This is a genomic window from Pseudooceanicola antarcticus (genome assembly GCF_900215355.1).
Taxonomy (GTDB): Bacteria; Pseudomonadota; Alphaproteobacteria; order Rhodobacterales; family Rhodobacteraceae; genus Pseudooceanicola; species Pseudooceanicola antarcticus.
In genome coordinates this window covers 311,778-324,418 of sequence record NZ_OBEA01000002.1, presented here as the reverse complement: position 1 = coordinate 324,418, position 12,641 = coordinate 311,778, and the positions used below count along the sequence as shown (strand labels likewise).

Here is a 12,641-nt window from a genome sequence, read left to right as displayed (position 1 = left end):
AAGCAAGGGGCGCAGCATGTCGCCTAGCTACACGCTGCACCGGGACGAGGAAAGCGGCTCAGTTGGTGGGCTCGAGGCCCAGCTCGCGGAAGGCCGGCGAATAGACCAGCTTCTCTTCCGAGAAGGCGGTGCCCGGCGCGATCGGGAAGAGCAGCGTCTTCTCCGAGGAATAGGGGGTCTCGAGGTTCTCTGCCGCGCGATAGGTGAAACCGAAGCGCTGGTAGTAGCGGCCATCGCCCAGCACGGTCACCGCCTTGGCGCCGGCGCGGCGGGCATGGTCGAGCCCGTAGCGCACCAGTTCGGCCCCGATGCCATGGCTGCGCCAGGCCGGCAGCACGCCGAGCGGCGACAGCGCCATCCAGCCCTGCGGCGAGAGGTGACGCGAGAAGCCGACATAGCCCACGACCGACTCCTCGTGCAGCGCCATGAGCTCGACCACCATGTCGCCCGAGCTGCGCATCGCCTGCACCAGCTGGGCCTGGGCCGGGCCGTCATAGGCCTGGGTCAGAAGGTTGCCGACTCCGATCCCGTGAACGGGGGAATACAGCTTGTGGGTGATCTCGGGTTTGCGCGCCATCTCGAAATCCTCTGTATGGACGTCACCGATCTTCGGGCCCAAAGACCCTAACGTTCACCCTAGCCGCAGTGCAGCGAAGAGGGCAGCCCCGCCCGCCCGCCGGGCAGCGAATAGGCCCCGGAGGTGGCAAATATGCTGAAACAAGCGGCAGAGCAGCCCGGTGGCAGAGGAAAGCGGAGCAATCCCAGGCGGCAATGGCCTGGCGGGCAGGGAAAAGTCCCGCCGCCTGCCGGCCAAGGGACCGGCGCCGAGGTGGCGTCCGACGGGCGTCCACCCCCAATGAAAAAGGGGGCCCGAAGGCCCCCTTTCCCGTAGTTCCGGTTGGAACGGCAGATTACATCATGCCGCCCATGCCGCCCATGTCGGGGGCGCCGCCACCGGCACCTTCCTTCGAGGGCTTGTCGGCAACCATGGCCTCGGTGGTGATCAGCAGGCCGGCGATGGAGGCAGCGTCCTCCAGAGCGGTGCGGGTCACCTTGGCGGGGTCGATCACACCGAAGGCGAACATGTCGCCGTATTCTTCGGTCTGAGCGTTGAAGCCGAACTTCAGGTCGGAGGATTCGCGCACCTTGCCGGCAACCACGGCGCCGTCGACGCCTGCGTTCTCGGCGATCTGGCGCAGCGGAGCTTCCAGGGCGTTGCGGATCAGCTTGATGCCTGCGTCCTGGTCGGGGTTGGCGCCGGTCAGGCCTTCGAGCGACTTGGCGCCCTGGACCAGGGCGACGCCGCCGCCGACCACGATGCCTTCCTGAACGGCAGCGCGGGTTGCGTTCAGGGCGTCATCGACGCGGTCCTTACGCTCTTTCACTTCGATCTCGGTCAGGCCGCCGACGCGGATGACGGCAACGCCGCCTGCCAGCTTGGCAACACGTTCCTGCAGCTTCTCGCGGTCGTAGTCCGAGGTGGTTTCCTCGATCTGCGTGCGGATCTGGCTGACGCGTGCTTCGATCTCTGCCTTGTCGCCATTGCCGTCGACGATGGTGGTCTCGTCCTTGGTGATGTTGACGGTCTTGGCAGTGCCCAGCATGTCCATGGTCACGGACTCGAGCTTCATGCCCAGATCTTCCGAGATCACCTGGCCGCCGGTCAGGATCGCGATGTCCTGCAGCATGGCCTTGCGGCGATCACCGAAGCCCGGTGCCTTGACGGCGGCGATCTTCAGGCCACCACGCAGCTTGTTCACGACGAGGGTCGCCAGGGCTTCGCCCTCGACGTCTTCGGCGATGATCAGCAGCGGCTTCTGCGACTGGATGACCTGCTCGAGCAGCGGGACCAGCGGCTGCAGCGACGAGAGCTTCTTCTCGTGCAGCAGGATCATGCAGTCTTCCAGCTCGGCGACCATCTTGTCGGCGTTGGTGACGAAGTAGGGGGAGAGGTAGCCGCGGTCGAACTGCATGCCTTCCACGACTTCGACTTCGGTTTCCATGCCCTTGTTTTCTTCAACGGTGATGACACCGTCGTTGCCAACTTTCTGCATGGCTTCGGCAATCATCTTGCCGATCGATTCTTCGCCGTTGGCGGAGATGGTGCCGACCTGCGCGACTTCGGCGCTGTCGTTCACCGGACGCGAGGCGGCCTTGATGGCCTCGACGACCTTGGCGGTTGCCAGGTCGATGCCGCGCTTCAGGTCCATCGGGTTCATGCCGGCGGAGACGGCCTTGACGCCGTCCTTGACGATGGCCTGGGCCAGCACGGTTGCGGTGGTGGTACCGTCACCGGCTTCGTCGTTGGTGCGGGAAGCGACTTCCTTCACCATCTGGGCGCCCATGTTCTCGAACTTGTCTTCCAGTTCGATTTCCTTGGCGACCGAGACACCGTCCTTGGTGATGCGGGGCGCACCGAAGGACTTGTCCAGAACCACGTTACGGCCCTTCGGACCGAGGGTCACCTTCACCGCGTCGGCGAGAGTGTTGACACCCTTCAGCATCTTGTTGCGGGCGTCGGTGTCGAACTTGACGTCTTTTGCAGCCATGTTCTTTCTCCTGAATTTGGGTTTCGGGTAAGCGAGTTGGGGTGGTCAGTCCGATCCGCGAGGGATCAGGAGATGACGCCCATGATGTCGCTTTCCTTCATGATCAGCAGCTCTTTGCCATCCAGCGTGATCTCGGTACCGGACCACTTGCCGAACAGGATCTTGTCGCCTTCCTTGACGTCCATGGCGATACGCTCGCCATCGTCGTCCTTGGCGCCAGCGCCCACGGCGATGACGATGCCCTCGGCGGGCTTTTCCTTGGCGCTATCGGGGATGATCAGACCGCCGGCGGTCTTTTCTTCACCTTCGACACGCTCGACGAGCACACGGTCATGCAGCGGTTGAAATGCCATCTCTGAGGCTCCTTGGCTCAAAGTTTTTCCCTGTCCCTTCCCCGCTCGGGGTCGGGCGTTATCACTCAGGTCGTCCGAGTGCTAACGGCACGGAGATAGGGATATGGTGGGGACGAGTCAACGGCGGAGGTCGATTTTTGCTAACGCCCGGCAGACGGCACCGTCGCGGGCCACCGGTGCAGGGTGGGAGATATCCGCCCCCGGCGGCAACGGCGACCGCCAGAACAGCCGGAAGGGTGAACGGAAAGGTGGCCCGAATGGTGGGATACCTCCCCCTACGCGCCGGTCTCCTGCCTGCCCTTCTCGGTCAAGGCGTAGGTGCCCTTGGCGACCTTCTCGAACCAGCCATAATGATTGTCGCGCATCAGGGTGGTGGCGCGGGCGACGCCGGTGGCGGCCTTCACCGCAGCTCCCCGGCTGGCGCCATGTTCGGCCAGATGCGCCGCGCAGCGCAGCGCGTCCTGGCGGTAGGCGGTGACGATCCTGCCCGCCGCACCGCCGCGATTGGGATCGCCGTCGCGGCGCTGGAATTCCCGCAAGAGCCGCCCGGCCCGCGCCTTGACCCTGCGCGGCGCGTAGGGCCCCGGATCGCACTGGGCCTCCACGTGGCCATCCGACAGCCGCACCGTCAGCAGCCCCAGCCCCAGCCGGCGACAGAGCGCCACGTGCCGCGCCAGCGTCTTGCGGCCCTTCACCTGCGGAATGGCAAGATAGACGAAATCCGAGACCCCCAGCCGGTCGATCCCCTGCTGCAGCAGCGCCAGGCTCATGGCCAGTTTCAGCTCGACAATCACCGGGTCCGGGTCATCGGCGCGCATGCCCACCACATCGGCACCGGCCACCTCGGATTTGACCTCGTAGCCCTGGGCCTCGAGGAAGGCCTTCACGGGAGGATAGAGATCGGTCTCGGGCACGCGGGTCATGGCGCATGATTATGCGCCCGCCCCGGCAGCGGCAAGCGCGGCGCGTGCTGCGGCGCCGCAACCGGGTGACAGCGCCCGGAGGGGCCACTATAAGACCGCCGAATTCAGCTTTTCCAAGAACGGATGCTTCCCATGACGATCAAGGTCTTCGGCCACAAGTCTCCCGACACCGATTCCACCGGCTCTCCGCTGATCTGGGCCTGGTATCTCTCCGAGGTGATGGGCACCCCGGCAGAGGCAAAGCTCCTGGGCACCCCCAACACCGAGGCCGCCTTCGTGGTCGAGAAATGGGGCTTCGAGACGCCCGAGATCATCTCGGAAGTTACCGCCGAGGACACCGTGGTGATCGTCGACACCAACAACCCCGCCGAATTGCCGGCGGCGATCAACGATGCCAATGTCATCCAGATCATCGACCACCACAAGCTGACCGGGGGGCTGGAAACCAAGGGCCCGATCGACATCACCATCAAGCCGCTGGCCTGCACCGCCACCATCATGCACCAGCTGATGGGTGACGACGCCGCCAAGATGCCCGACCAGATCAAGGGCGCCATGCTCTCCTGCATCCTGTCGGACACGCTGGAATTCCGCTCTCCGACCACGACCCCGGTGGATCGCGCGCTGGCGGAAACCCTTGCCGCCGAGCTGAACCTGGACCTGGGCGCCTATGCCGCCGAGATGTTCGAGGCCAAGTCCGACATCTCTGCCTTCTCGGACGCCGAGCTGATCCGCATGGACAGCAAGGAATATGCCGTCGACGGCACCAAGTTCCGCGTCTCCGTGCTGGAAACCACCGCGCCGAAGCTGGTGCTGGACCGCAAGGCCTCGATCATGGAGAGCTTCAAGGCCGTCGAAGCCGAGGATGGCGTCGACCAGGTGCTGCTCTTCGTGGTCGACATCCTGAACGAGGAAGCCACGCTCTTCGTGCCGAACGAGCTGGTGAAGACCGTGGCCGAGAAGAGCTTCGGCGCCAGCGTCGAGGGCGACCAGGTGGTGCTGCCCGGCGTGATGAGCCGCAAGAAGCAGATCATCCCCTCGCTCAAGGTCTGAGACCTGCCGCAGCAGACGGGAAGGGCGCCCCGCAGGGCGCCCTTTTTCGTTGTCCGTCCCGCGCAAAGGGCAGAGGCCGCCCTTCCCCGCTGGCCCCTCCTTACTGGCCCTGCCGCGACAGGATCAGGTCCGAGGCCTTCTCGGCGATCATCGTGACCGGGGCATGGGTATTGCCCGAGACAATCGTCGGCATGATCGAGGCATCGGCGACGGAGAGACCCGCAATCCCATGCACCCGCAGATCCGGCCCGACCACCGCAAGGGGATCGCTGCCCATGCGCGCGGTGCCCACCGGATGGAAGATCGTCGTGCCGATCTGACCGGCGGCGGCGACCAGATCGGCGTCGCTCTCAAGGGCCGGGCCCGGCAGGACCTCCCTTGGGCCATAGGGCTGCATGGCGGCGGTCTGCATCAGGGCGCGGGCGGTGCGCAGGCTCTCGACCGCGACGGTCCGGTCCCGCTCGGCGCTGAGATAGCGCGGCCGGATCTCGGGGGCGTCCTGAGCCTCGGCGCTGCGCAGGTGGACGCTGCCCCGGCTCTCGGGGCGCAGGTTGCAGACCGAAACCGTCAGCCCCGGATCACGGTGCAGGGGCGCGCCGAACTGATCCAGCGACAGCGGTTGCACGTGGAATTCGATATTGGCCGAGGTCTCGCGCTCGGACGAGCGGCAGAAGATGCCGAGCTGGCTGGGTGCCATCGACATCGGCCCCGAGCGGCGCAACAGGTACTCCAGCCCGATGCCGATCCGGCCCGGCAGGCTTGCCACCCGGTCGTTGAGCGTCCGTGCCCCCGAGATCTTCCATACCGTCCTGAGTTGCAGGTGATCCTGCAGGTTTTCACCGACGCCCTTCAGCTCGTGAACCGGCGTCACCCCAAGGGGGCCAAGGCGGTCCGGATCGCCGATGCCCGAAAGCTCCAGGATCTGCGGCGTGCCTATGGCCCCGGCCGACAGTACCACCTCGCGCCCCGCCCGGGCCCGGTGAGAGCGGCCCTTCACGGTGAAGCTGACGCCTGTCACCCGGCGCCCCTCGAGCAGCAGCTGCTGCACCTGGGCGCCGGTGACGATGCGCAGGTTGGGCCGCTTGCGGGCGGGGTTCAGGAAGGCCTTGCGGGCGTTCCAGCGGATGCCGCGCCTCTGGTTCACCGGGAAATAACCGGTGCCCTCGTTGTCGCCATCGTTGAAGTCGTCGGTCCGCGCGATGCCGATCTCTTCGGCGGCATCTGCGGCGACATCCAGGATGGGCCAGTTCAGGCGTTGCTGCTCGACCCGCAGCTCGCCCTCGGTCCCGTGGTTCTCATCCGCCGGGCCGAAGTGGCGCTCGGACTTGCGGAAGTAGGGCAGGATCTCGTCCCAGCCCCAGCCCGCATTGCCCATCTGCCGCCACTGGTCGTAGTCCCGCGCCTGGCCGCGCATGTAGATCATGCCGTTGATCGACGAGCAGCCGCCCAGCATCTTGCCGCGCGGATAGTTCAGGGCGCGTCCCCCGAGCCCCTCTTCGGGTTCGGTGCACAGACACCAGTCCATGCGGGGATTGCCCATGGCATAGAGGTAGCCCATGGGCACATGCACCCAGAAGCGGTTGTCGCTGCCGCCGGCCTCCAGCAGCAGCACGCGATTGCGGGGGTCGGCGCTCAGCCGGTTGGCCAGCACGCAGCCCGCGGAACCGGCACCCACGACGATGTAGTCATAGGTGCCGCTGTCGGCCCAACCGCCGTTGGACGCACTGCTGTCGGGCCGGTTGCTCACTGGCTGGTCCCCGTGGGGGCTGCCTGGCGGACGCAGGTCTGCTGCTGCACGCCCAACCCGTCGATCTCGAGCCGCATGACCTGGCCGTCACGCAGGAAGACCTGCGGTGTCATGCCAAGGCCCACGCCCGGAGGCGTGCCGGTGGTCACCACGTCGCCGGGCTCCAGCGTCATGAAGGTGCTGAGGTAGGACACAAGGTGGTCGATGCCGAAGATCAGGGTCTTCGAGGAGCCGTCCTGGCGGCGCTCGCCGTCGACATCCAGCCGCATGCCCAGGTCATGGGGGTCGGCGACCTCGTCCGCAGTGACCATCCACGGCCCCATGGGCGCGAAGGTGTCGTGGCTCTTGCCCTTGGTCCACTGGCCCTGGCGCTCTGCCTGCCAGGAGCGCTCGGAGACGTCATTGACGATCATGTAACCCGCCACGTGGGACAGGGCCTCTGCCTTCGAGACGTTCTTCGCCCGCGTGCCGATCACGAAGGCCAGCTCGACCTCCCAGTCGACCTTCTCGGCGCCTGCCGGCAGCTGCACGTCGTCGTAGGGGCCCGAGATGGCGCTGGTGGCCTTGAGGAAGACGATGGGCTCGCTCGGCACCGCCATGCCGGATTCGGCGGCGTGGTCAGAGTAGTTCAGCCCGATGCCGATCAGCTTGCCGACATTGCCGACACAGGGGCCGAGCCGGGGATTGCCCTCGACCCTGGGCAGCGCGTCGGTGTCCAGCGCCGCCAGGCGGGCCAGGGTCTCGGGGGCCAGCGCCGCACCGTCGATGTCGGCGACTTCCGCGGACAGGTCGCGCAGCTCTCCCTTGCTGTCGATGAGCCCCGGCCGTTCCTGGCCTGCGTCTCCATAGCGCACGAGTTTCATGTCATGTCCTTTGTCTTGTTGATAAAGAGCAGGGTCCTGCCCGGCATCGGTCGGGCGGCTGTCAGGCCTGCTCTAGTAAACCGCAATCTGCGGGAAAAAGATGAGAAGGCCAACCGCCAGCACCTGCAGGCAGATGAATGGCACCAGCGAGCGGAAGATCTCTCCCAACGAGATATCGGGGGGCGTCACGCTCTTGAGGTAGAAGGCGGCCGGGCCGAAGGGCGGGGTCAGGAACGAGACCTGCATGTTCATGGCGAAGAGCACGCCGAACCAGATCGGGTCCATGCCGAGCTCGCGGATCACCGGCACGAAGATCGGCATAGTCAGCAGCGCGATGCCCACCCAGTCGAGGAACATGCCCAGCACGAAGAGGATCAGCATCATGGTCAGGATGATGATCGTCGGATTGTCCGAGACGCCGGTGATCAGCGACGAGATGAACTCGATCCCGCCCATCAGGTTGTAGACCCCGACCAGGGCGCTGGCGCCGATGCCGATCCAGACGATCATGCCGACGGTGGTCAGCGTGTGCATCGCCGCGTCCAGCAGCATGCGGAAGGTGAACTCCCGTCGCAGGATCGTCGACAGGATCACCCCGGCGACACCGACGGCGGAGGCCTCGGTGACAGAGGCGATGCCGCCGTAGATCGAGCCCAGCACGAAGACCACGACGAGGATCGGCAGGATCAGGCCGCGCAGCAGTTTCAGCTGCTCGGGCACCTCCATCCGCTCGGTCTCGGGCGGCGGGGCGGCGGTCGGGTCGGTGTAGGAGCGAAACAGCACGTAGGCGACGTAGAAGGAGGCCAGCATGAAGCCCGGCACGAAGGCCGCGGTGAAGAGCTCTCCGACCGAGACATTGGCAGTCAGCCCGTAGATGATCAGCACGATCGAGGGCGGCACCATGGTGCCCAGCGATCCGCCCGCGCAGACCACGCCGATGGCGAGGCGGCGGTCATAGCCCTGGCGCAGCATCTGCGGCAGCGCCACGAGGCCCAGCAACACGATCTCGCCGCCGATGATGCCGCTCATCGCGGCCAGGATCACCGCCACGAAGATCGTCTGCACCGCGACACCGCCGCGGATCCGGCCGGCCACCAGCTTCATCGCGTCAAAGAGATCGCGGGCGATGCCCGAACGATCGAGGATCGCCGCCATCAGCACGAACATCGGCACCGAGACGAAGACGAAGGAGGAGACGAAGGAATAGACCCGGCTGGTGATCAGCGGCACGGCCATGGGTCCGAACCAGCCCAGCGCGAAGATCAGCGCGACCAGCAGGGTCACCAGTGCCAGCGGCATTCCGGTCAGCAGCAGGAAGACGAGCATGGCGAACATCACCAGCGTGCCGCTGCCGATGCCGAGGGCCGAGAGATCCAGAAGCGAGGAAAGAGCATCCATCAGCGCATCCCCCCACGCGCGGCGCGCATGTAGTTGAAGGCGAGGATCAGGAACTGAAGGCTCATCACGATCAGCACCAGGAAGAGGAAGATCTTGATCAGCGCCGGTGCCGGCGAATTCCAGGCGCTGCCGCTGGTCTCGAGGTAGAAGTCGCCCGAGGGTCGGAAGATCGCCTTCTCGACCGTGCGCCAGGCGGCCCAGGCGAAAAAGCCGGTCGAGATGGTGCAGACCAGCGAGATGACGGCGTTCAGCGCCTTCAGCGCCCTGCCCCGGAACAGGTCATAGAGCAGCACGACCCGGATATGGGAATTGCGCACCACGCAGAGCAATCCGCCGAAGATGAAGGTGATGGCGCTGAGGAAGGTCGAGGTCTCATGCGCCCAGGTGGTGGGCGCGCCGAAGAAATATCGGCTGACCACTTCCAGCACCAGGATCGCCATCGCAAGGATGATCCCGATCGCGAAGACCGCCGAGACCTTCTCCATCAGCCATCCGAGGCGGCCAGCTTCCGGCAGGGTTCTTGGTGGGATCTCGACCGCATCGGGGATCGCCATCGTGGGGATGTCGTCAGGCTGCGCCATTGAATGTCGTCCGGTTCATTTCAGGGGGAAAGGGGGCGGGCAACCCGGTTGCCCGCCCGAAGGCCTTGCAGCCTTAGTCGAGCAGACCCTGCTCCTCGAGGTAGCCCGTCAGCGTGTCATAGACCTGCTGGGCATTCTCGGACTGGCTGGCCACATTTTCCCACTGGCCCATGGCGATGGTGCGGAACCGGGCGCGCTCGTCCGAGGACCAGTTGTGCACGGTGATATCCGGGTCGGCCTTGGCCTCGGCCGCGGCTTCGAGATCCTTGATCGACAGCTGCGCCACCATGTCGGAGGCCAGGTCGCGCACCGAGACGGTCATGATCTCCTGCAGATCCTCGGGCAGCTTCTTCCAGGCATCGAGGTTCATCGACACTTCAACCAGCGGCATCGAGTGGAAACCCGGATAGACCGGGTTGTTGCCCACCTTGTGCAGCCCCTGCGAATGGTTGGTCGAGAAGACGGTGGAATCCGCCGCGTCGATGACGCCCTTGTCGAGGGCGGTGAAAACCTCGGCATAGGGCAGGTTCACCGGCACAGCACCGGCGGCCGCGAAGACCTGCTGGATCAGGCCCTCGGGCGCGCGCACCTTCAGACCCTTGAGATCATCGACCCCGGACAGCGGGCGCTTAGAGACGAAGCCTTCCAGACCCGTCGTCGTCGCGCCGACGAAGTGCAGGTTGTAGGGCTCTTCCAGCTGGGTCATCAGCTCCTGGCCGCCGCCATAGCGGATGAAACGCAGCATCTCTTCGGGCGAGGACCATGCACCGATGGGGTTGGCGATCAGGCCGAAGGCCGGGTCCTTGCCGGAGAAATAGCTGACATCGGTGATATGGCCATCGAGGATGCCGGCGCCGACGGCGTCCTGCGTCTCGTTGTATTCCACCACTGCGCCCACGGGCAGGAGCTCGATCTCGATGCGGCCGCCGCTCATGACGCCGACGCGCTCGGTCCATTCCTTCTGGATCTGGAAATTCGGGTTCCCCGCCGGGTCGACCGACTGGAAGGTGAACGAGAAATCCTGCGCCTGCGCCGAAATCCCCGCCGTCGCCGTAAAGAACCCGGCAACGAGTGTCATAGTGATATTCTTGGCCATTTTTTCCTCCCTATGGATAAACTGGCATGTGCGGCTGGCCTTGTTTTTGCGGCGCAACCTTCCCCGGAACGCTCACCGTGCCGGGGCCTCCTCCCTTGCCCGCGGCGGCTTACTCCGTCGCCGGGACCAAGACTTTCTCCGGTGAGTTCACCAGGTTTCTGATGGTGCCGTCCCGCAGACGCAGCATCGCGGTCTCGACCGCCAGCCGGCGTGCGTCCGCCACGCTTTCCGGGCTCGACCAGGCCGCATGGGGCGAGAGCAGCAGGCGCTCGCCCGTCAGCGGATCGCTGCAGCCGGCATAGGCCAGCGAAATGGGATCGTCGGGGCTGGGCGGCTCTACCGGCAGCACGTCCAGGCCGGCACCGGCGATCACGTTGTCCCGCAGGGCCTCCAGCAGGGCGGGCACATCGACGATGGCGCCGCGGGCGGTGTTGATGACCACGGCGCCGGGCTTCATCTGCCGCAGCGTCCGGGCGTTGATCATGCCGCGCGTCTCCTCCGTCAGCGGGCAATGCAGCGAGACCACGTCGGAGACCTTCAGCAGCGCCTCCAGCGACTCCACCCGCTGCACGCCGACGGCGATCTCGGTCCCGCGCGAGACATGGGGGTCATAGCAGACCACGTTCAGCCCGAAGGCCTTGGCCCGCAGCGCCGTGGCGGTGCCGATACGGCCCAGCCCGACGATTCCGAAGGTGCGCCCGCGCAGACGGCCCATCAGCGGCGCCCGCGCATGGTCGAAACCCTCCTGCGGAGAGGCGACGAGCTCTCGGTGATAGGAGGTCAGGCCGCGCTTGAAGTTGAGCATCATGGCGATGGCATGGTCGGCAACCTCGCTGGTGCCATAGTCGGGCGTGTTGCACACAGGGATGCCCCGCGCCGCGGCGGCCTCGAGGTCGATATGGTCGAAGCCCACACCGGCCCGCACGATCACCTGGCAGCGGTCCAGCCGCGCGATGACATCGGCGTCGACCGGCATCTCGTGCCAGACCACCAGCGCATCGGCGCGGCTCCATTCCTCGGCGGGAATCGCGGCGGGGGTCCGCTCGCGGAAGATGCTCCAGTGAACGTCCGACCCGGCCGTCTCGCGCTCGATCAGCGCGTCGTCGGGATACTGCGCATCCGGGGTCAAGAGGCGGAAGGTGGTCATTTGTTGTGCATCCCTTGAAAGAAAACTGGCACAACTAGAATTCTAGTATTTCAATTACTCTGTCAACCCGCCAAAATAGACTTGGCCGGGGAGTGGCGGTAAGACAGCTGCGACCTGGCGGCCCAGAGCGTGGAAAATTGTGCGACCTGAACGGGTTCCAGTCCGCGGTTTTCGATTGAAAGGAAAGCAACGTGTCGCTGAGCAAGGAAGCCTATACGCGGATCAGGGAAGCCATCGTCTCGGGCGAGCTGGTGTTTGGCGAGCGCCTCTCGGAGGTGCAGATCGCCGAGGCCCTGGGGATGAGCAAGGCCCCGGTCCGCACCGCCTTCTTCGAGCTGCGCGACAAGCGCCTGGTCACCATCGTGCCCCAGGCGGGGACTTATGTGTTCTCTCCCAGCCGCGAGGACGTGCGCGAGATGAGCACCTTCCGCGCCGTGCTGGAGACGGCGGCCCTGCGGCTATCGATGCAGGCGGCGGGCGCCTCTGTGCTGGCGACGCTCCATGCGACCATCAAGAGCATGGAGGGCGCCCTGCGCAGCGCCGACTGGAAGCAATACGAGGCCGCGGACATGGCCTTCCACCAGGCCTTCATCCGCAACTCGGGCAACAGCTACCTGCCCCAGGCCTATGACCTCACCGCCTCGGGCATAGAGGCCCTGCGCGTCTGTCTGCAACGCGGCGCGGGTGACTACCGCGAACAATCCTTCGCCGAGCACCAGCTGATCGTGCAGCACCTCGAGGCCGGGGACCTGGAGAAGGCCGCCCAGGCGCTCGAGGCCCATATCCTGGTGATCAACGAGGCCGAACTTGATCTGCCCTCCAAAAGCAGGCCACGCACCAAGGCGCTGAGCCGGTCGCTTGACGAGTACAAGCGGATCTTTCGCTAGGCGGCAAGACGGGGCAGCCCTGGCTGCCGGATCTCACGGGGCGC

Annotated in this window: 12 protein-coding genes; 2 read left to right on the top strand and 10 right to left on the bottom strand. The window is 65.7% G+C overall.

Going from position 1 to position 12,641, the window contains the following annotated elements; genetic code table 11:
- Window positions 1-58: 58 nt before the first annotated feature.
- The 4 genes from CRO50_RS06175 to CRO50_RS06160 all read right to left on the bottom strand — a co-directional run bounded on the left by CRO50_RS06175 (window position 59) and on the right by CRO50_RS06160 (window position 3,825).
- Window positions 59-577 carry a GNAT family N-acetyltransferase gene (locus CRO50_RS06175; protein WP_097145009.1) on the bottom strand — a complete coding sequence of 173 codons (519 nt, stop codon included), beginning with the start codon at window positions 575-577 and terminating at the stop codon, window positions 59-61.
- Between the two features lie 334 nt (window positions 578-911).
- Entirely contained in the window at window positions 912-2,549 is a 1,638-nt protein-coding gene (gene groL, locus CRO50_RS06170) for a chaperonin GroEL (protein ID WP_097145008.1), read from the bottom strand.
- Between the two features lie 65 nt (window positions 2,550-2,614).
- Window positions 2,615-2,902, bottom strand: a complete 288-nt coding sequence (gene groES / locus CRO50_RS06165; RefSeq protein WP_097145007.1) for a co-chaperone GroES — start codon at window positions 2,900-2,902, stop codon at window positions 2,615-2,617.
- Between the two features lie 275 nt (window positions 2,903-3,177).
- Window positions 3,178-3,825: a DUF2161 domain-containing phosphodiesterase gene (locus CRO50_RS06160; protein WP_097145006.1), complete on the bottom strand. Its 648-nt coding sequence runs from the start codon at window positions 3,823-3,825 to the stop codon at window positions 3,178-3,180.
- Between the two features lie 132 nt (window positions 3,826-3,957).
- Between CRO50_RS06160 and CRO50_RS06155 the strand changes: the two genes are divergently transcribed.
- Window positions 3,958-4,878, top strand: a complete 921-nt coding sequence (locus tag CRO50_RS06155; protein WP_097145352.1) for a manganese-dependent inorganic pyrophosphatase — start codon at window positions 3,958-3,960, stop codon at window positions 4,876-4,878.
- A gap of 100 nt (window positions 4,879-4,978) precedes the next feature.
- Here CRO50_RS06155 and CRO50_RS06150 read toward each other — a convergent pair whose 3' ends face one another.
- The 6 genes from CRO50_RS06150 to CRO50_RS06125 form a co-directional block, all read right to left on the bottom strand.
- A complete protein-coding gene (locus CRO50_RS06150; protein ID WP_097145005.1) occupies window positions 4,979-6,625 on the bottom strand; it encodes a GMC family oxidoreductase in 1,647 nt (548 codons plus the stop codon).
- Complete coding sequence (locus CRO50_RS06145) at window positions 6,622-7,488, bottom strand: fumarylacetoacetate hydrolase family protein (RefSeq protein ID WP_097145004.1); 867 nt, start codon at window positions 7,486-7,488, stop codon at window positions 6,622-6,624. Before CRO50_RS06145 ends, CRO50_RS06150 begins: the two co-directional genes overlap by 4 nt.
- 72 nt (window positions 7,489-7,560) lie before the next feature.
- A complete protein-coding gene (locus tag CRO50_RS06140; protein WP_097145003.1) occupies window positions 7,561-8,886 on the bottom strand; it encodes a TRAP transporter large permease in 1,326 nt (441 codons plus the stop codon).
- A complete protein-coding gene (locus CRO50_RS06135; protein WP_097145002.1) occupies window positions 8,886-9,467 on the bottom strand; it encodes a TRAP transporter small permease subunit in 582 nt (193 codons plus the stop codon). Before CRO50_RS06135 ends, CRO50_RS06140 begins: the two co-directional genes overlap by 1 nt.
- Before the next feature lie 73 nt (window positions 9,468-9,540).
- A complete protein-coding gene (locus tag CRO50_RS06130) occupies window positions 9,541-10,563 on the bottom strand; it encodes a TRAP transporter substrate-binding protein (RefSeq protein ID WP_232617746.1) in 1,023 nt (340 codons plus the stop codon).
- A 109-nt stretch (window positions 10,564-10,672) separates the two neighbouring features.
- Window positions 10,673-11,710 carry a C-terminal binding protein gene (locus CRO50_RS06125; RefSeq protein WP_097145001.1) on the bottom strand — a complete coding sequence of 346 codons (1,038 nt, stop codon included), beginning with the start codon at window positions 11,708-11,710 and terminating at the stop codon, window positions 10,673-10,675.
- Window positions 11,711-11,901: 191 nt separating this feature from the next.
- On the opposite strand from CRO50_RS06125, the gene CRO50_RS06120 reads away from it, so the two are divergent.
- Entirely contained in the window at window positions 11,902-12,597 is a 696-nt protein-coding gene (locus CRO50_RS06120) for a GntR family transcriptional regulator (RefSeq protein WP_097145000.1), read from the top strand.
- Window positions 12,598-12,641: the final 44 nt, after the last annotated feature.